Annotated in this window: 12 protein-coding genes; 8 read left to right on the top strand and 4 right to left on the bottom strand. The window is 44.6% G+C overall.

The features are described from left to right. The first annotated feature begins 18 nt into the window (after positions 1 to 18). From AC1DU2_RS12970 to AC1DU2_RS12945, 6 genes are all read left to right on the top strand, one after another. A complete protein-coding gene (locus AC1DU2_RS12970; RefSeq protein WP_477384835.1) occupies positions 19 to 1,764 on the top strand; it encodes a RagB/SusD family nutrient uptake outer membrane protein in 1,746 nt (581 codons plus the stop codon). 412 nt (positions 1,765 to 2,176) lie between these two features. Next, entirely contained in the window at positions 2,177 to 3,394 is a 1,218-nt protein-coding gene (locus AC1DU2_RS12965) for a multiheme c-type cytochrome (RefSeq protein ID WP_477384834.1), read from the top strand. Positions 3,395 to 3,409: 15 nt separating this feature from the next. Further along, on the top strand, positions 3,410 to 6,982 hold the full coding sequence (locus AC1DU2_RS12960; RefSeq protein ID WP_477384833.1) for a VCBS repeat-containing protein: 3,573 nt from the start codon (positions 3,410 to 3,412) through the stop codon (positions 6,980 to 6,982). Positions 6,983 to 7,319: 337 nt separating this feature from the next. Beyond that, complete coding sequence (locus AC1DU2_RS12955; RefSeq protein WP_477384832.1) at positions 7,320 to 9,155, top strand: 3-keto-disaccharide hydrolase; 1,836 nt, start codon at positions 7,320 to 7,322, stop codon at positions 9,153 to 9,155. Between the two features lie 12 nt (positions 9,156 to 9,167). After that, the gene (locus AC1DU2_RS12950) at positions 9,168 to 11,138 is read left to right on the top strand and encodes a c-type cytochrome (protein ID WP_477384831.1); all 1,971 of its coding nucleotides are present in this window, start codon (positions 9,168 to 9,170) and stop codon (positions 11,136 to 11,138) included. Between the two features lie 30 nt (positions 11,139 to 11,168). Beyond that, positions 11,169 to 11,939 (top strand): 3-keto-disaccharide hydrolase, encoded by a 771-nt coding sequence (locus AC1DU2_RS12945; protein ID WP_477384830.1) that lies wholly within the window; start codon positions 11,169 to 11,171, stop codon positions 11,937 to 11,939. 161 nt (positions 11,940 to 12,100) lie between these two features. Here the strand turns inward: AC1DU2_RS12945 and AC1DU2_RS12940 are convergent, their stop codons facing one another. Both AC1DU2_RS12940 and AC1DU2_RS12935 read right to left on the bottom strand, forming a co-directional pair. Further along, on the bottom strand, positions 12,101 to 12,907 hold the full coding sequence (locus AC1DU2_RS12940) for a phytanoyl-CoA dioxygenase family protein (RefSeq protein WP_477384829.1): 807 nt from the start codon (positions 12,905 to 12,907) through the stop codon (positions 12,101 to 12,103). A 257-nt stretch (positions 12,908 to 13,164) separates the two neighbouring features. Continuing rightward, positions 13,165 to 13,941: an SDR family NAD(P)-dependent oxidoreductase gene (locus AC1DU2_RS12935; RefSeq protein ID WP_477384828.1), complete on the bottom strand. Its 777-nt coding sequence runs from the start codon at positions 13,939 to 13,941 to the stop codon at positions 13,165 to 13,167. 235 nt (positions 13,942 to 14,176) lie between these two features. Here AC1DU2_RS12935 and AC1DU2_RS12930 point away from each other — a divergent pair, with 235 nt between their 5' ends. Together AC1DU2_RS12930 and AC1DU2_RS12925 are read left to right on the top strand one after the other, a co-directional pair. Next, entirely contained in the window at positions 14,177 to 15,352 is a 1,176-nt protein-coding gene (locus tag AC1DU2_RS12930) for a hypothetical protein (protein ID WP_477384827.1), read from the top strand. Positions 15,353 to 16,270: 918 nt separating this feature from the next. Continuing rightward, on the top strand, positions 16,271 to 17,947 hold the full coding sequence (locus tag AC1DU2_RS12925) for a hypothetical protein (RefSeq protein ID WP_477384826.1): 1,677 nt from the start codon (positions 16,271 to 16,273) through the stop codon (positions 17,945 to 17,947). Between the two features lie 213 nt (positions 17,948 to 18,160). Here AC1DU2_RS12925 and AC1DU2_RS12920 read toward each other — a convergent pair whose 3' ends face one another. Both AC1DU2_RS12920 and AC1DU2_RS12915 read right to left on the bottom strand, forming a co-directional pair. Next, positions 18,161 to 18,613 carry a cold-shock protein gene (locus AC1DU2_RS12920; RefSeq protein ID WP_477357784.1) on the bottom strand — a complete coding sequence of 151 codons (453 nt, stop codon included), beginning with the start codon at positions 18,611 to 18,613 and terminating at the stop codon, positions 18,161 to 18,163. Between the two features lie 300 nt (positions 18,614 to 18,913). After that, the gene (locus AC1DU2_RS12915; RefSeq protein ID WP_477384825.1) at positions 18,914 to 19,381 is read right to left on the bottom strand and encodes a hypothetical protein; all 468 of its coding nucleotides are present in this window, start codon (positions 19,379 to 19,381) and stop codon (positions 18,914 to 18,916) included. Positions 19,382 to 19,401: the final 20 nt, after the last annotated feature.

Raw genomic sequence — 19,401 nt, 5'->3', positions numbered from 1 at the left:
GACAAAAAAATTAATGATATGAAAATCAATAAAAAATATTTCACTATAGCGGCCTTGTGTGGGGCTATGCTGATCCCGCTCAGCTGTAAAAAGAATTTCTTAACACAAACCAATACAACAGCATCAAACGCTGATGCTACGTTTCAAAAATCGCAGGATGTAGTAGCGTTGGTAAACAGTATTTATGATGGTTATCAAAACAGCGATTTGTTGAAAAAATCAATCTGGTACTATGCCAATTTTACCAGCCATGATTGGTTTAATGATGGTGGCGACATTGCCTGGAATAACTATACCATCAGCCCGACTTTTGGTGCCTTATATACCTTTTGGCAAAACGCTTATTTTGATATCATCAGGGCAAACTCGGCGTTAGAGATCATTGCTACCGCAAAAACAAAAGGTGTAGTTACCCCAGAATTGGGAAACCGTTTATTGGGTGAAGCCTACTTTTTAAGGGGGATGAGTTATTATTACCTGGCAGGCAGCTTTGGCGGCGTACCTTTGGAGTTAAAATCAAACCCGAATGGTTTGGCCCCAAGAAACACCCAGGCCGAGGTATTTGCGCAGGTAGTAGCCGATATGAAACAGGCTGAAACCTTGTTGCAATCAAAAACAGTATTGCCGGCTACCGAAAAGGGTAGGGCTACCAAAGGCGCGGCCTACGCTTATGAAGGTTCGGCGCAAATGTGGTTAGGTAAATATGCCGAGGCACTTACCGCCTTTAACAATACCGAATTGACAGCCAATTACCATTTATTGCCAAAATTCATTGATGTACATGAATTTAGCAATCAAAATAACGACGAATCGTTATTTGAAATTCAGTTTGATATCCAGGGCTCACAAAGCTGGGATGGCGGCTGGCAAAATGGTGGCGAAGTAGCATGGATTGATGACTTTAGCTGGCCACATGAGTTAAGCGGTTTTGGTTATGATTATGGTAACCCAGGTTTAGAATACTCATACCAAACAGGCGATTTACGTAAAAATGCAACCATCATTGGTCCCGGCGATCAAAACATCAGCCCTGGCATTATTGCCAAATGGGGTGGTATAAAAGGTTACCAGGTAGTTATTGACGGTTTCAAAAACGGAACAAAAGATAACTCGGCACAAAAATACGGCTCATTTGTAGGCGATGATGGCAACATCATTAATACCTGCGGTGCGTTAAGGCAGCCATGGTACGGCGATGACCTTACCCGTTCTGGTTTCTATTGTGCAAAAAAATGGCGCGATCCAAACCTTACAGGTGCCAACGGTTCATCAACCATATTTGGTTCGCAAAACCAGATCTTGATGCGTTATGCCGAAGTTTTATTGTCAAGAGCAGAGTGTAAAGTGCGTACAGGCGATATTCCGGGTGCCATGGCCGATTTGAAATTGGTTAGAGACAGGGCTTTTGGTGGCTCGGCCCCTGCGGTTATGCAGGATGGGCTTACTTATGATGGTAAAGCAACTACCCCTATCACCGATCCGTTGCAAATGGTGTTAAGCGAGTACAGGCACGAATTGACCGGCGAGTATTCATTATTTTACCTGTTACGCAGGGCTGGTGCTGGAGTAGCTGCTGCCTTTATTCAAAAAAACTACGGTACCGATGCTACAGTAACCCCGCAGCCTTACCCTTACGGCCCAACTGCCGATGGAAAACTGCATGGAGTTTGGCGCACATCATTACCTGCAAACCACGATATATTGCCTATACCGCAAACCGCTATAGGGCTTAACCCTAACCTGAAACAAAACCCAGGTTATTAATAAAGGGTTATATAAATTAAAATGAAATAAGTTTAGTTATATAATTGGTTTCCTTGTTTTGGCTTTCTCCTTCGGGAGAAAGCCTTTTTAAATTCAAACGTTATCCTATTTATTAATTAAAAAATATCATTTCGATAGAGCAGGGGGGCGTGAGTGGGAGGGGCGAAAGAGAAATCTTATACGCCCTGTATTCCGAGATGATTGTCGTGATGCAGGGCGTATAAGATTTTTGGCTATCGCTCAAGAGATAGTTTCTCCTCACACCTGCGCTCAAACCCGACCTGGTTCGTTCGAAATGACATTCTTTAATTAACGATGTGGCTTTGAAGTGCATACACGGTAACTAACCGGGGAAACTGGTTAAAAGTTCCCCTACCGGGGGAGATTTAGAGGGGGCCGGGGGCTCGCAGTTATGAAGAAAATACTAATAGTAACAAGCATATTAATTACCCTGCTGGCAGTCATTTACTTCCAGCTTAGGAGTAATAATGCACTGGCCGATCCCCGCGGCCCTTTATACGCCGGTTCAAAAGCCTGTGCTAAATGTCATGGTAAGCTTTATGATTCGTACTTGCATACTGCGCATTATATAGCGTCAATCCCTGCATCGGCAAATACAGTACACGGCAGTTTTGCAGCAGGCTTTAACGTGTTTAACATCAGCCAAAATCAAAAAATAGTGATGGAGAAACGCGATAGCGGCTTATACCAAACCCTTTACCAGGATGGGAAGGTTAAGCAAAGCAACCGCTTTGATATTGTTTTTGGCGGGGTAAAAGGCGAAAGCTATTTATACTGGAAAAACAACCAGCTTTACCAGTTGCCGTTATCTTATTACAACAAACAGGAGCAATGGTCAACCAGCCCTGGCTATCAATTTAATTTTGTCAACTACCGGTCGATAGGGAAGCGTTGCCTGGAATGCCATGTTTCGTATGTTGATGAGCTGCCCCAGCAAAACCAGCAGTTAAGCCGCGATGAGCAATTTGATAAAAGCACCATGGTATATGGTATTGATTGCGAACGCTGCCATGGTCCCGGTGCACAGCACGTGGATTTTCAGGCTAACAATCCCGGTGTTAAAACGGCAAAATTTATAGCCCGCTACGCAAATTTAAGCAGGGAGCAAAGGATGGATATGTGCGCGGTATGCCATTCGGGCATCCATACAGCATTGTTAAAAACAACATTTGGTTTTATGCCCGGCGATACCTTTGCCAAATATAAACTTCCCGAATTTCAGCGCACGTTGGATACCAGCCATTTAGATGTGCATGGCAAGCAGTTGCAGCTATTACAAAGCAGCAAATGCTACATAAACAGTACCATGGATTGCGCAACCTGCCACGATACGCACCAGAATACGCGCGGCAACGATATTTTATATACCCAAAAATGCCTCAGCTGCCATAACAAGCCCAATCATGTTTATTGCAAAATGACAGATAAGCTGAGCGCCAGTGTGCTTAAAGGTAAATGCATCAACTGCCATATGCCCGAATTAACTACCAATGTAATATCTGTGCAAACGGCCGATAAGGCCCCGCCTGTACGGTTTTTTGTGCATACTCATCATATAGCCATATATCCGCAGGAGGTTAAAAAGATAATGGCATTTGTTAACAAATAATTGAATATCCCCCATATGAATAAGATCCATTTCCCGGTGCTGCTTTTATTGTTGATATGCTTGTTTTCCTGCAAAAAGCATACGTTGTTTCAGCAAATTTCTTCGTCGCATTCGGGCATTCATTTTAACAACCAGATTATAGAAACCGATACCATTAACCCCATCGACCTTACCAATATTTACAACGGTGGCGGCGTTGGCGTAGGCGATTTTAATAACGATGGTTTACAGGACCTGTACTTTACCGGCAACCTGGTATCAAACCGGCTTTATCTGAATAAAGGCGATTTTAAATTCGAGGACATTACCGATGTAGCCGGCGTAAGCGGCATGGGCCGCTGGGGCAGGGGTGTTGCCGTTGTTGATATCAATAACGATGGCCTGATGGATATTTATGTTTGTAATACCATTTATCCCGATTCGTTGCGCCGTAAAAATATTTTATACATCAACCAGGGGCTTGATAAGGATGGCATCCCTCATTTTAAGGATGAGGCGAAAGCCTATGGCCTGGAGCTGACCAAACAATCAACCATGGCCAGCTTTTTTGATTACGATAATGATGGCGACCTGGATATGTACCTCACCGTTAATACCGCGTCATCTGCCTATTACCCCAACGTTTTTGGCAAAGCCACCCGTACCAGCAACAGCAGTACCGGGCAGTTGTACCGTAACGATTGGGACGAAAAGCTGCACCATGCCGTTTTTCATAACGTATCGGCACAGGCCGGCATCAATTTAGATGGCTTTGGCCATGCAGCCACTACGGTTGATATTAACGGCGACGGCTGGAAAGATATTTATGTATCTGACGATTTTGTATCCAGCAATATCCTGTACATCAATAACCACGATGGTACGTTTACAGATCGCTCCAAAGAGTATTTTAAACATACATCCTACAACGCCATGGGGCAGGATATTGTGGACATAAACAACGATGGCCTGGCCGATGTGATAGAGCTGGACATGAACCCGGAGGATAATTACCGTAAAAAAATGATCCTTGGTGCCAACAGCTACCAAACCTTCCAGCTTTTTGATATGTTTAAAACGCAGTATCAATACGTGCGCAATACACTACAGGTTAACCAGGGGCCGCGTTTGGGGCAAAACGGAGCCATTGGCAGCCCGGCCTTCAGCGAAGTAGGTTTCATGAGCGGCCTATCCCAAACCGACTGGAGCTGGACGCCATTGGTAACAGATTTTAACAATGACGGCTTCCGCGATGTAATTGTAACCAACGGTTTCCCCAAGGATGTATCCGACCGTGATTTTATGACTTATCGCAGCCAGGCCTACGCAGCCGTGCCGAAGAAAAAAGTGCTGGAGCAAATCCCCCAGATCAAGATTCCTAACTATGCCTTCCAAAACAACGGCGATCTTACTTTTCATGATGTAAGTAAAAGCTGGGGACTGAATACACCGTCGTTTTCAAATGGTGCAGTTTACGTCGACCTGGATAATGATGGCACTATGGATATGGTGGTGAACAATATCAACGATGAAGCATCGGTATATCGCAACACCTCGCGGGATGATAAAACGAAATCAGACAGCAGCCATTACCTGCAGATAGCCTTTAAAGGCGAGAAAAATAACATCAACGGACTGGGTGCACTGGCCGAAATTTTTTATGATAAAGGCAAACACCAGGTTTATGAACACGACCCTTACCGGGGATATTTGTCATCGGTGCAGGCCATAGCCCATTTTGGTTTAGGGACTATTAGGAAGGTAGATTCGGTAGTTATAAAATGGCCGGGTGGCAAAAAACAAGTATTACGCGATGTAAAGGCTGATCAAAAACTGAGCGTAAACATTGCAGATGCTAAAGGTAATTATTCATCGATATTGCCTAAGTTTTATACCAAATCGCTGTTTAAAGAGGTTACAGACTCCTTGGGAATAGGTTACGTAAGCAAGGATGCCACCTTCATCGATTTCAATATTCAAAAACTTTTACCCCATAAACTATCAGAATACTGCCCGGCTTTGGCCGTTGGCGACGTAGATAATAATGGGCTGGACGATGTGGTGATAGGCGGCAACTCCAATTTTCCGGCACAAGTATTTTTGCAAAAGGCCAATGGCAAATTCATCCAGCGCGACCTGGTTAAAAATAATCCGGCACAAAGCCAGGGTAAATACAAAGATGGCGGCTTGCTGCTGTTTGACGTCAATGGCGATGGCAAGCTGGATTTATACGCGGCGGGCGCCGGATACGAAACGGCAGCCAACAGCCCTGAATACCAGGACAGGCTTTATTTAAACGATGGCAAGGGCAATTTTACCTTAGCTACGGATGCCTTGCCCACAAACTTTACAAGCAAACTGTGTGTACGCGCCTGCGATTATAATAAAGATGGCAAACTTGATCTGTTTATCTCGGGCAGGGTTGAGCCATGGAAATACCCGCAGCCGGTATCAAGCATTATTTTAAGGAACAATAGCCAAAACGGGCACATCAAATTTACCGATGTTACCGCCCAGGTTGCCCCGGCATTAAAAAATGCGGGCCTCATCTGCGATGCCTTATTCACCGATTTTGACAACGACGGCTGGCCCGACCTGGTCATGGCCGGAGAATGGATGCCTATTACTTTTCTGAAAAACGATCATGGCAAATTTGTGAACATCACCCCTAAATCGGGCGCAGCCGACAAATTGGGGATGTGGAACACCATAACCGGCGGCGATTTTAGGCATACCGGGCGTACTGATTACATAGTGGGCAACCTTGGCCAAAACAGCTTGCTGCAGGCCAGCGATCAATACCCGATTTACATTACCGCAAAAAACTTTGACGGCAGCGGATACAGCACCATCCCATCCGTGTTTTTCCCGGATGTAAATGGCGAAAAGAAAGAGTTTCCGTTACACGGGAGGGAAGACCAGCTGAAACAAATGATCAGCCTGAAAAAGAAGTATACCAACTACAAATCATTTGCCACCGCTACCCTGCAGGATATGCTCACGCCCGAGCAGCTAAACGGTGCTTTAAGGCTTAAAGCCAACCTGCTTAAATCATGTTACCTGCGCAACGATGGCAACGGCAAATTTACGCTGATACCCCTACCAATAGAGGCCCAGGTATCCGTCCTCAACGGCATTCAAACCGGCGATTTTGATGGCGATGGCAACCTGGATGTGGTGATGAATGGAAACGATTATGGCTCCGATGCATCTGTAGGGCGCTACGACGCCTTAAATGGCTTAATGTTGAAGGGCGATGGAAAAGGCGGTTTTAAACCGATGAGTATTTTGCAAAGCGGTATTTACATTCCCGGTAACGGCAAAGCCTTGGTGCAGTTACGCGATAAAAGCAACAACATCCTGCTGGCTGCCAGCCAAAACAAGGATAGCCTGAAAGTTTTTAAACAAAATACAAAGGTTAAAACCATAGCGGTACAGGAGCGGGATGCTTATGCTATCATCAAATACGCTGATGGCAGGGTAACTAAGCAGGAGTTTTACTACGGCAGCTCATTCCTTTCGCAATCTGCAAGGTTTATACAGGTTGATGATGGAATGAAGAGTGTGGTTGTATTTGATGATAGGGGGAATAAGAGGGTGGTGAAATAGGGGGGCATCAGCTAACAGCGTTTTCAAATTACACCCAATGTCATTTCGAATCCCTTGAAGGGTGGGGAAGTGCGGGGAAAGGGTGAGAAATCTTGTACGCCTTGCATTCCGACGGCTTATCGTGATGCAAATCGTATAGGATTTCTCCCCGTACCTCGTTCGAAATAACAACGGGTTAATGCTTTTAGAAATCGGGAAAGGATATGTATGCACTACTTATTTTGTATCAAACAAGTTATTCAAATAAATCCGCAATCGATTGTATAATTTATTAAATTGCACGGGTATAAGGTTTAATCATCTTATGCCACATAAACCAAATTATAATTAAAATAAAATGTATTGTATCAAGTATCCTCCTATAACCCTTGGCGGTAAAAAGCTGGTTATGTTGTTGGGCTGCCTGTTGGGTTGCCATCAATTGATGGCACAAAACACAGTGCCTTTAACCGATCTTTCGGCCTTTCAGGAGCCATCATCTAACTGGAAACTGGCTGCCGGCGCACAAGCCGACCTGGATAAAGACGAAGTTTTAACCACTAAAGATGGTACCGGCATATTGGTTAACCTGCCCGGCAAAAAAGGCGCCCAGGACCTTTATACTAAAGCTAATTACGGCGATATGGATCTGGAGCTGGATTATATGATGGCCAAAGGATCAAACTCAGGCATCTATTTACAGGGCCGGTACGAAATTCAGCTGCTGGATAGCTGGGGTAAAGTTAATCCCCAATCGGGCGATAATGGGGGCATTTACGAGCGTTGGGACGATAGCAAGCCCGACGGCCAGCAAGGCTATGATGGCCACGCGCCAAGGCAAAATGCCAGCAGGGCTCCTGGCTTATGGCAGCACATGCGTATCTCGTTCCAGGCTCCGCGCTTTGATGCACAGGGCAAAAAGATAAGTAACGCCAAAGTAATTTACGTTTGGTTAAACGGTGTTTTGATACAGGATAATGCAGAACTTGCAGGCCCAACCCGCGGTGCAATGGACAGCAAGGAAACAACCGCTGGTCCGCTGCGTATCCAGGGCGATCACGGTGCGGTAGCTTTCAGGAATATCAGTATTACCAGTTTTGATAAAATGCCACCTGTTTTATCTAACCTAAAATATGCGATTTATAAAGGTGCAGCCACCGCAGCAAATGATGCTAAGGTTAAGGCGGTTGCCGAAGGAAATTCGACCATATTATCATCAAATGTAGGTAAACTAAACAACGACTTTGTGATTCACTATACAGGAACCATGAAGATAACCGAGGCCGGGCAGTATACTTTTAAACTAAGTGTACCGGGAGGCAAAGGCTCCTTACGTATCGGCGGCAATGATGCCATAGCATCAGCCAATAACCGCGGCGATGGAAAAATCCAATTGCAGCCCGGCGGTCAGGCTTTCGATTTGTACTATTCCAAAACTGCTGATTGGGCCAAGCCTGCTTTAGGCTTAACCGTTTCGGGCCCCGGTATCCGCGAATACCTGCTGACTGATGCCAACGTAAGTAATAACGATCCGGTTGACCCTATCCTTATTAATGCTACCGCCAACACCATTTTACGCAGCTTTTCCGATCTGCCTGGCGGTATCCGCGTTACCCATGGCGTAAATGTGGGCAGTGCCGAACAGGTACATTACACTTACGATCTGGATAAAGGGATGATAGTACAACTATGGCGCGGCGGCTTTTTAGATGCCACCCCAATGTGGCACGATAGGGGCGATGGCTCATCGCGCGTAGCAGGTTCGGTACAATACCTGGGCAAACCCGTACCGGGAATTGAAAAACTGGCTGGCGTGCAGGCGGCCTGGGCGGCAGATACCGCCGGCACAGGTTACCGGCCCAAAGGCTATATCCTGAACGCTAATGATCAGCCCGCTTTCAGGTATATCATTTATGGTTCGATGGTAAATGATGCCAGTTCGGTGATAGAAGGCGGCCACGGCATCCACCGCGAAATTTCTTTGCAAAACCCGATTGACGGCTTGTTTGCGCACCTGGCTACCGGCAACAATATTGAGGATGCGGGTAACGGATTATATATAGTTGATGATAAATCTTACTATATCAAAGTAGAAGATGCTGCTGGGGCTAAACCCGTCCTTAGGGATGCGGGCGGTAAGCAGGAGCTCATTATCCCTATCAAAGGAAAATTAACCTATTCAATTATCTTTTAAGCAGCCGTCGTCATGAAATACACATTAAAACAAATGATAAACAGGGCCGGCTTATTTACTACACTGATAGTTGGTGCGCTGTTAAGCAATACGCAATACACATTAGCCCAGGCCGAATCGCCTAAAGAAGACGATTTTTTCAAGATCATGAAAGTACCCGCACCCGAAGGTACTATACTGGAAGTTGGCGGTTTGTGCACCCTGCCTAATGGCACTTTGGCGGTAACCACCCGCCGGGGCGATATTTTTATGGTAGAGAACCCCACCGGCCAGCATCCGTATTTCAGGAAATTTGCATCGGGCCTGCACGAGGTTTTGGGCGCGGCCTGGAAAGACGGTGCTTTATACGTGGTACAACGCGGCGAGTTAACCAAACTGCAGGATACCAATATGGATGGCAAGGCCGATGTATTTGAAACCATTTACGCCTGGCCATTATCGGGCAATTACCACGAATACAGCTTTGGGCCAAAACTGGCACCCGATGGTTCATTCTTTGTTACGCTTAACCTCGGCTTCCCGCCGGATTGGTGGCACCCCAAAAGTTTTGTGCCATACCGTGGCTGGGCTTTAAATATTAAGGAAGATGGCACCGTTACCCCATGGGCTGCGGGCTTCCGCTCGCCCTGCGGTATCAGTATGATTGATGGCGAACTGTGGTACAGCGATAACCAGGGCGACTGGGTAGGATCGGGCAGTATCATGAAGATAGAAAAAGGGGCTTTTATGGGCCACCCCTCAAGCCTGGTGTGGACGAATTTGCCAAATTCGCCATTGAAGTTAACGCCCGAGCAGTTCTTCGCCAAAAACAAACCACGCATCGAGTTTGATAAAGACGGCCAGCCTTTTAAACCACAGGATATCGTAAACGAAAAATTCAGGACAGAATTTGAAGTAAAAAAGGAAATTCCGGAACTGACATTGCCGACCGTTTGGTTACCTCATGGCATTTTGGGTATCTCCAACTCCGAAATAGTAAAAGTTCCCGAAGATGCCTTTGGTCCCTTTGCCGGCCAGCTATTAGTGTGCGACCAGGGCCAGAGCATGGTTGACAGGATCTTTTTAGAAAAAGTTAACGGCCAGTACCAGGGCGCAGCATGGGCATTCCGCAGCGGCTTTCAATCGGGCATTGTGCGGTTGGCCTGGTTACCCGATGGTTCATTAGCCGCCGGCGAAACCAACCGTGGCTGGGGATCTGCAGGCGAGGCCACTATGGGCCTGCAACGTTTGGTATGGAACAATAAGGTACCGTTTGAGATGCGCGCCATCCGTGCCATGCCCGATGGTTTCGAGATTGAATTTACCAAACCTGTTGATAAAAAGGTAGCAGAAGATATCGCTTCTTACTCGGTAGAAAGTTACATCTATAAATACCAGGCGGTGTACGGTAGCCCGCCGGTGAATACCGAAAAATGCCCTATTGTAGGGGTTAAAGTATCGGAAGACGGCATGAAGGCCAGGTTAATTGTAAACAACCTGCGTAGGTATTACATCCACACTATTACGTTGGATGGCATGCGCGATAAGGAAAATTATTTTAATCTTGTTCATCCAACGGCTTATTACACACTCAACAACATCCCCGAAGGGCAAAAGCTTTCGATGGTGGGAGTAAGTACCCTGAATTCGGCCAAAACGGTAAAAACTGTGGCAACAGCAGGTGCTAAAAAGGGAGTTTTAGCTAAAGGCGCCGGTGCAAAAGCATTGGCTATGGCCAACGCGGTACCTACCTATGATGAGGTAAAACCGCTGTTACTAAAAAACACCTGTTTATCGTGCCATAACGCCAATAAGCGCCAGGTTGGCCCGGCGTATGTTGACGTGGCCAAAAAGAAGTACAGCGTGAACGAATTGGTGCAACTGATCCACAACCCCAAACCAGAACACTGGCCCGATTATTCGACACCGATGCCACCAATGCCGCAGGTGCCTAAAGATGAGGCCCGGAAAATAGCGCTCTGGATTAAATCACTGGCTAAATAATTTATTAAAACAGATCATCAATAGTTTAAAATGAAAAATGTTATCATATTATCAGCTTTATTAGCTGTTTCGGCAATAGCTGCAAATGCGCAGCAAAAAGGAAAACCAGAGGATACCGAATACTGGACACCGGTACCCACGGTAGTAACACCCGGCCAAAAAATGGGCGAAGCACCATCTGATGCCATCGTTTTGTTCGGCGGTAAAAACCTGGACGAGTGGGTTGCCCTTAACGATTCTACCTCTACCCATAAATGGATAGTGGCCGATAATGCAATCACGGTTGACAAAAGCGTAGGCGATATCCGCACTAAAAGGAAATTCACAGATTTTCAATTGCATATTGAGTACCGCATTCCATCTAACATTACCGGTACCAGCCAGGCACGTGGTAACAGCGGTATTTTCCTGGCCGCTTTGCCTTGGGGTGCAGGTGGTTACGAGTTGCAGGTATTGGACAATTATAAAAACCCAACCTATGTAAACGGCCAGGCCGGCAGTATGTACAAACAATCGCCGCCATTGGTAAATGCCTGCCGCAAACCCGGCGACTGGCAGTACTACGATGTAATTTGGACAGCCCCACGCTTTAATGAGGATGGAACCTTAAAATCGGCAGCCCGCGCCACGGTTTTGCATAACGGTGTACTGGTACAAAACAATACTATCCTGAAAGGAGATACCCCTTACATCGGTCAGCCTGAGTACCGCAAGCATGGTGCCGAGCCTATTAAGCTACAAGCCCATGGCGATAAAAGCGAACCTATCAGTTATCGCAATATCTGGGTAAGGGAGCTTTAAAAAGCAGCAGGATAAAATAACTCAGGGTGTTTGCTTTTAGTTGATGGTACTACGTACATAAACTTTAGCAAGCACCTTGTTGTTAATGAAGTTTTTAAATACGGTTATTTTTCCTGTACGGATAAGGTAACCGGTGAGTAAGGCTATCAGCATAATTTAATTTATTTAACAATTCCTGCAAAACGTTGATAAAATGCGGTAGGGCTATCAGCATTTTTTGGTTCGAATTTGCCCGCTATGATGGGTATGTATATTACCCTGCGCCTGCTTGCTTCGCCGGTTATGGTTGATTGTGCCACACGGTGCCATAAGCGGCCATCGTGTATGGTCAGGTCGCCGGCATTTGGTGTAATTGCTACCTCATTTTCATCAGTATCATGATCCAGGAAATACTTTTTACGGAAAAGCATCTGGTAAAGATTCTGCCGGTGGGTGCCGGGTAAAATGCGCAACCCTCCGTTTTCGGGTTTTAATGTACTCAGGTGGATACCTACATTCAGCATCGGGTTTAAACGCTGCCCGTGAAATATATCGCGGAGGCCATCGGTGTGCCAGCCCATTTTGGTAAAGCTGCTTTCGGGGCCATTTACGTAATGGTTAAAAACCATTCCGTCTTTTTCTTCAGTTCCCAGCCTTGCACCATCGCCAATAAGGTTTAACAATACCTGGAACCTTGGGTCATGCGTAAATTCATTGAGCACCGCATGGTGTTGGTTTATGAACGCGAAGCGCTGTACAATTGGCGATCCATCCAAATCCTTGCCATATTTAACAGGGACGCCGTTTATCTTTTCTACTTTATTATCTATCCATTGCCGCTGTACCTGTTCAGATGCCTTGATGATATCGGCCACGGTTTCGGGCTTAATGAAATTGGTAAAATGGATGAAACCATGCTGGTTAAAAAAAGCTTGTTGTTCGGCCGTAATTGTTGTGCCTAAGGTGAATTTTTGATATACCGCTGCCATAAAATGGGTAGTTAAAATAATAGATAATTAAATGTTGAATTGGATAAAGCGCTATACCGCTTTTAAATGGGGAGCCTTGGGGCCGGTGATAATTAACAACAACAGCTACACATCACCCTTTTTGCAAAGGGCATTCGCATGGAGAATGCAAAGGTTTTATGTTGTGTTTTGTTCAATGTATATAATGTCTATGTATTTTATAGACTATGCAAATATAGATAAATTGTTTAATCAAACAAATTTTCCTGAAAATATTTTTATCGCTTATATAAACCGGCTGTTATACGTTCAATAAGGCGTTTGGGGCTGTGCCTGGCCGCTGTTGACGATAGCTTATTTAAAAAGCCGGGTATAATTTCGGCTTTGTTGGCAAACATACCGGCGATGCCTATAGACGCAACATCATCAGGACTCATGTTAAATTTGGCTGCCAGTTCTGCTATGGCATCCATGCCTGCACGGTGCACAAAGTTGGTATCAGTAGGGCCAGGGCACAGGCAACTTACAGATACAGGAGTGTTTTTTAGTTCGTAGCGCAAAGCCCTGCTAAATGATAAAACAAATACTTTGGCAGCCGCGTAAATAGCCATCGTAGGTACAGCCTGGTAGGCTGTAGTGCTGCTTACGTTAAGTATATAGGCTTGTTGCTGTAATTTTAAAAGCGGAATAAAATAATGCGATAACTCAACAACTGCGTCTATATTAACCCTCATCATGGCCATTTGGCCTGGTAGTGGCAGTTCATCAAAGTTACCCCACTGGCCGTAGCCCGCATTATTAACCAGTATAGATAGTGGTATAGATAAACCGGCAAACCAGGCGGCTATATCTGCAGCCGCGTCCGCGTTTGATAAATCGGCCGCGTAATAGTGCACATCAACATGATTTGCTGATGTGATAGCTACGGATAAAGCATTCAATTCGGCCTCTGAGCGGGCAACAAGCAATAAATTATAACCTTTTTGTGCCAATAGCCAGGCTATCGACTTGCCAATACCCTTACTTGCGCCGGTTACTAAAGCATATTTTTTCATCCTGTAATTGTCATTTTAAACCAAAACCCAAAAAACTCCGCAAGTTAAATAAATACTCTACTAAATTTGTAGACTATTTAAAATGTTATTACGTTTGTAACGGATATGAAAAACACGCCCACATGTTTTAATTTTTTAAGTTGTAGCAGCAACTATTGTTGTTGCAGGTAAGCAAGCCGCATATACCGTTTACCAATAAATTACGTTAATACAATATCCATCTAAGCTTCTTTTCATGAATAGCCATCGAATAGCGCAATGTTTAAAAGCGTTTACCATTATAGGTTATCTTTTATATAGTATACCCGTGCATGCCCAATTATCGGCCGCGGTGCATTATAAACCAATGCGGGCAGATACATCGGCAGATGTTATAACTGATTACGATGTTAAAAAAGCATCTGTAATAATTAATAAAACACGCGTACCGGCCGAAGGCAACATCAATTTCCTGGAAAATATGGAAACACATTTAAACAGCCGCCAGGAGCGTAAGGCACTGATGGGCTATTTAAAAGAGTTTTCGACTGCGGGGAACGAAGTAAATTATAATAGGTCGAGGGTTAAGATATACTACAAACTGGCTAATGTATTTGCCCGGTTGCGCATGTACCCGCTGGCCATGAAATGCTTTTTTAAAACCATGCAGTATAAAAAAGATTCAAAAGAACCAGCCTTGCAAATAAGGCCGGTGGTTGATTCTGTATCGGCAGATACGCTGAGTGCTGATTCGGGCCTTAGCACACGTTACCTGGCAATTAGCGCAAAAGACGATTCGTTATTTGTAAACGATCCAAAACCTTTGGCATTAAATGATAAGGCCGAAGAGAAAAGCAAGGCGGTTACTTACCAGCGTATTGTAAACACTTTTAACGATGGCAAAAAGGCGGTTGCTTATGCGCTGTTATTTCATGTAAAACAGCCGGTGCCCGGTAAACCACGGATATTTAAGATAGTTAATACGGGGCATACTTTTATTACGCTTATAAAATACAATACCGATTCAACCTCGGTTTCCATATCGTTTGGATTTTATCCTCAAAAAGACAACCTGTTTTCGGCAACGCCGCTTGATCCTTCCTGCTCGGGCACGTTCAAGAACGACAACGGGCATAACTGGGACGAGGTGATGGGGAAGTTTATCTCCAAAAAAAGGTTTGATAAAATACTGCTGCTCACCAAAAGCTACGATGGGCTTGAATATCATCTATCTAAAAATAATTGTACCGATTTTGCAATTAAAGCTGCTTCATACGCAGGCATCGGCGTGGCTGATACAAAAGGCTCGTGGCCCCTGGGGCATGGGAACAATCCGGGGATAACCGGGCAAAGCATTATAGCAGGCGGCGTTTATAATACCGAAGGCAAAGACGGCCTTTTTATTGATTTTGATGTCGCGCTGGGCAAGTAACATGGCTTGTTGGCAAGCTATTTAGCACGGTTATTTTGAGTATAACAAGAAAATGATGGCTCTATGCCGGTTTGAATGGTTTGTTCGATTTCAATTAGCTTCTACATGATTCTTCCTAAGGGCCATCGGCCCGGCACATACTGTAGCCACGGGTTTCAACCCGCGGACGATTGGCCAAGCACAACAAGAGTGCCATCGGCACGGCACATATTGGGGTATAAATTTGTTTAAACGATATATACGCGTTGCTCATATGGATCGAACCTACGGCTCTCAATCGTTTTCTTCGTTTTTTTCCACGAGTTAAAACCCGCGGCTACAAGATTGGCCGAGGCTACGCCTCTAATCCGATTGAACAAGCCCGGATGTATCGGCAAAATATATCTTTAGAAACTAATCGGCAACCGCATCTGTGTTACCCACATAAACCATCATAGCACCAAAAGTATTCATTGCCGTTGACTAAAGTTATCGGCAATAATATTTATGTGATACATAAATAACCTAAATCAAACTCAACCAACTTCGCAGAGGTCAAAAAGCTGCACAGATATTTCTATATATTAAAACACGTCTTCATAAATTCGGAATTATATTGTACAGGCATATTAATATGGAAATTAATTACAGACTGAAACGTCTTAATATCTCGTTCTGATTGTCCGTGCAATATATTTATCTAAATATCAAATAGTTGAATTGCTATTCTGGTCTGAATTCTATACGTTAAGCGATAATTAATCTTTTATTAATCGCCCCAGGCTTACTTTATAAGCAACCAATAATATCAGCGAAAATTTCACAAAATCTACTAAACAAATTAATCTGCAGCTATGAAAAGGAAACTCTTTGTACCTCCGTAGTGGGTACGCAGCTCCGTCGTTTAACCAATTATTAATTTTTTAACATCAATCCTTTATGACTTTTAAGAAAACCAATCTTATCTTGATGATAGCTTGCACGGCTGTCATCATCAGTTGTTCCAAAAATAAACTTAGCGCCCCAGCTACAACTCCGGATGGAAAAACAACCAAGCTTAAAACCTCGGCTTCTGCCGCCGGCGACGTTGTTGGTAAAGTGATAGTAGGCTACCAGGGCTGGTTTGCTGCACCTGGCGATGGTTCGCCCCTTAATACCTGGTGGCACTATGCATCCGGCGACCCCTTTGGTGTGCCAACACCAACCAATGCCAGCATTATATCCTGGCCAGATGTTCGCGAGTATACCAACACCTACACGGCATCCAATTTTGGCAACCTGGGCAATGGTCAGCCGGCCAAATTGTTTTCTTCGTTCAACGATCAAACAGTAAACACCCATTTTTTATGGATGCAACAAAACAACATCGACGGAGCTGCCTTACAACGTTTTAATCCTAACGGGCAGGAAGGGCCAATCCGCGATGCTATTACCGCTAAAGTTAAAACAGCAGCAGAAACCTACGGGCGTAAATTTTACATTATGTATGATGTGGGCGGCTGGACTAACATGCAATCGGAAATTAAAACAGACTGGACCAACAAAATGGCGGCCTATACCTCATCATCGGCTTACGCTAAGCAAAATGGTAAGCCTGTTGTGTGTATATGGGGCTTCGGTTTCAATGATACCAACCATCCCTGGTCGGCGGCGGTATGTCTTGATGTTATTAACTGGTTTAAAGCCCAGGGCTGCTATATCATTGGCGGCGTGCCTGCTTATTGGCGCGATACAAATAGTACCGAAGTGAGGCCAGGCTTTTTGGCGACATATAACGCCTTGAACATGATTTCGCCCTGGATGATTGGGAAGATTTCAAATACCTCGGAAGCCGATGGTTTTTACACCGACCATAATGTTGGCGATCAGTCTTATTGTAACGCCAATGGTATTGATTACCAGCCATGCGTTTTACCCGGCGATTTGCAAAAACACCAAAGAGTTCATGGCGATTTTATGTGGAGGCAATTTTATAACATGGTAAGGCTGGGCGCCCAGGGCATTTACATTTCCATGTTTGATGAATACAACGAGGGTAATCAGATTGCCAAAACCACCGAAACATCTGCCTACACGCCTGTTGGTTTGGGCTTTTTTTCGTTGGATGAAGATGGCACGGCCTGCTCTGCAGATTATTATTTACGCCTTACAGGCGATGGCGGCAAGATGCTGAAAGGCCAGATTGGGCTTACGGCTACACGCCCTACGCTACCGGTGGTATCGGGCAGTGTTCCTGCACCCATAGGGCAAACAATTACCATTAAGGGAAACAATAATCTTTATGTAAGTAGTGAAAACGGTACGCAGGCAATGAATTGTAACCGTACTACGGCACAGGGCTGGGAGCAATTTACCATTGTTGATGCTGGCGGAGGCAAGGTTGCCTTGATGAGCCAGGGTAAATATGTATCTTCTGAAAACGGTACCCAGGCTATAAATTGCAACCGCACGTCGATTGGGGCCTGGGAACAATTTGACTGGGTAAACAACGGGAACGGCACATTTTCGCTGAGAGGAAACAACGCCAAATATGTTTCGAGCGAAAATGGTACCCAGGCTATGACCTGTAATCGCACCGCTGCCCAGACTTACGAATCCTTCCGCGTAAATCAATAGATATCTTACCCCAAATGAATTTTTAAACTATTTTTTAGATGGCCGGCATATTGATTGCCGGCCATTTATTTAGACACCGATATCAGGAAGAAAGCTTTTTAAAACCGCATCCGTAACCGAAAGGCGATACCTTAATTCCCGGTTTTTAGCCATTTTAATAAATGGCTATTGGAATGTCCAATGTTTTCGGAAATTAATGACCGCGAATGACGACTATTGCTTTTTTACTTTAATTGCATTCAAACCCTTGGCTCCCTGCTCGGTTTCAAAAGTTACCTTATCGTTTTCCTGGATAGCTTCCGTAAGGCCGTTAGCATGTACAAAAATACTTTCCTGGCTTAGCAGGTCTTTGATAAATCCATAGCCTTTAGAATCATTATAGAAGGCAACCACGCCTTTACGCACCGGATCGGCAGGCGCAAGGTTTTCCTGTTTGGGTACGCCAATCTGGATATCCTCTGCTATAATCTTTTTCTTTTTAGCCGGATCGGGTGGGGTAGAGGTGATATTGCCATTCTCATCGATATAGGCCATCATATCTTCCAGTCCTTTTCCTTTACCTGAATTTGCTTTCCTTTCTTCAGCTTTATCTTTCTTATCCAGTTGCTTTTTAAACTTTTTCTTTTCTCTTTCTTTTTTACTAAATGTTTCTACTGATCTACCCATAAATTTAATATACGAAAAAACAGGGACATATGTGACATTTTTCTTGGGATTTGAAAAATATTTTTTTTTACCCGGATGCTGCCTGTTTAAAAGTAAGGTAACCGGAGATCGGTAGTACTTGGTTTCGGCGTACGATTATGGCTAAAGCCCCGGGCGCGATGGTTACATTGATCCGGTCACTTTAACCTGGATCGCTGAGTTTAGTCTATTTGTTTCGCGCTATTGAATTATTACAGGTGAATCTCAACGCATAAAAGTCTAATTTCGCAGCGTTGGCCGAGTTCAAAGCACTGCAAAAGACTATGTATTCCTGCTTGCTGCTTGTTGCTTATGTTTTCGTCGTGGAACCGGCACAACTTTGCAGCAATTGCCATCTTTGTCAAGTTGCTTGTTCGGAGGTAAGTATAATCCGTTTGTTTTTATGTCCTCGTTTCTTGTTAGCGTATTATCCGGATGGATTTTTCCTTCACGTATTTCGTAGTAAGCCGATGGTATATAATACATCGAATCGGGATTAACATACGCTTCCGTTAAATCCCTGCCCCCAAATTCCAGGTATCCATCATTGTCATAATCTTTAATAGGTGAAATAATGGCGTCAACCAGCAAAGTGGCTTTTGTGGGCGTGATTAAAAATACGTTTAAGCGGTCAACATTGGGGTTGCCAGCCATCGCGATAAACAACAAAACAGAACCATGATCTTCTATTAAGCGATTGGCCTTGCTTTCATAAAGTACGTCGTCGGCGTACTGTATTTTAAGTATCATTTTATTATCGTAAAGAATTT

Source organism: Mucilaginibacter sp. P4_C11 (assembly GCF_056402115.1).
Note: the sequence above shows the minus strand (reverse complement) of the source record. Positions and strands in the feature narration are given on the sequence as shown.

What these genes read in the sequence shown, in the direction of transcription:
- AC1DU2_RS12970 (WP_477384835.1), top strand. Translation starts at nt 19, where the DNA reads ATGAAAATCAATAAAAAATATTTCACTATAGCGGCCTTGTGTGGGGCT.
- AC1DU2_RS12920 (WP_477357784.1), bottom strand. Translation starts at nt 18,613, where the DNA reads ATGGGTAGATCAGTAGAAACATTTAGTAAAAAAGAAAGAGAAAAGAAA.
- AC1DU2_RS12930 (WP_477384827.1), top strand. Translation starts at nt 14,177, where the DNA reads ATGAATAGCCATCGAATAGCGCAATGTTTAAAAGCGTTTACCATTATA.
- AC1DU2_RS12915 (WP_477384825.1), bottom strand. Translation starts at nt 19,381, where the DNA reads ATGATACTTAAAATACAGTACGCCGACGACGTACTTTATGAAAGCAAG.
- AC1DU2_RS12940 (WP_477384829.1), bottom strand. Translation starts at nt 12,907, where the DNA reads ATGGCAGCGGTATATCAAAAATTCACCTTAGGCACAACAATTACGGCC.
- AC1DU2_RS12925 (WP_477384826.1), top strand. Translation starts at nt 16,271, where the DNA reads ATGACTTTTAAGAAAACCAATCTTATCTTGATGATAGCTTGCACGGCT.
- AC1DU2_RS12950 (WP_477384831.1), top strand. Translation starts at nt 9,168, where the DNA reads ATGAAATACACATTAAAACAAATGATAAACAGGGCCGGCTTATTTACT.
- AC1DU2_RS12935 (WP_477384828.1), bottom strand. Translation starts at nt 13,941, where the DNA reads ATGAAAAAATATGCTTTAGTAACCGGCGCAAGTAAGGGTATTGGCAAG.
- AC1DU2_RS12955 (WP_477384832.1), top strand. Translation starts at nt 7,320, where the DNA reads ATGTATTGTATCAAGTATCCTCCTATAACCCTTGGCGGTAAAAAGCTG.
- AC1DU2_RS12945 (WP_477384830.1), top strand. Translation starts at nt 11,169, where the DNA reads ATGAAAAATGTTATCATATTATCAGCTTTATTAGCTGTTTCGGCAATA.
- AC1DU2_RS12965 (WP_477384834.1), top strand. Translation starts at nt 2,177, where the DNA reads ATGAAGAAAATACTAATAGTAACAAGCATATTAATTACCCTGCTGGCA.
- AC1DU2_RS12960 (WP_477384833.1), top strand. Translation starts at nt 3,410, where the DNA reads ATGAATAAGATCCATTTCCCGGTGCTGCTTTTATTGTTGATATGCTTG.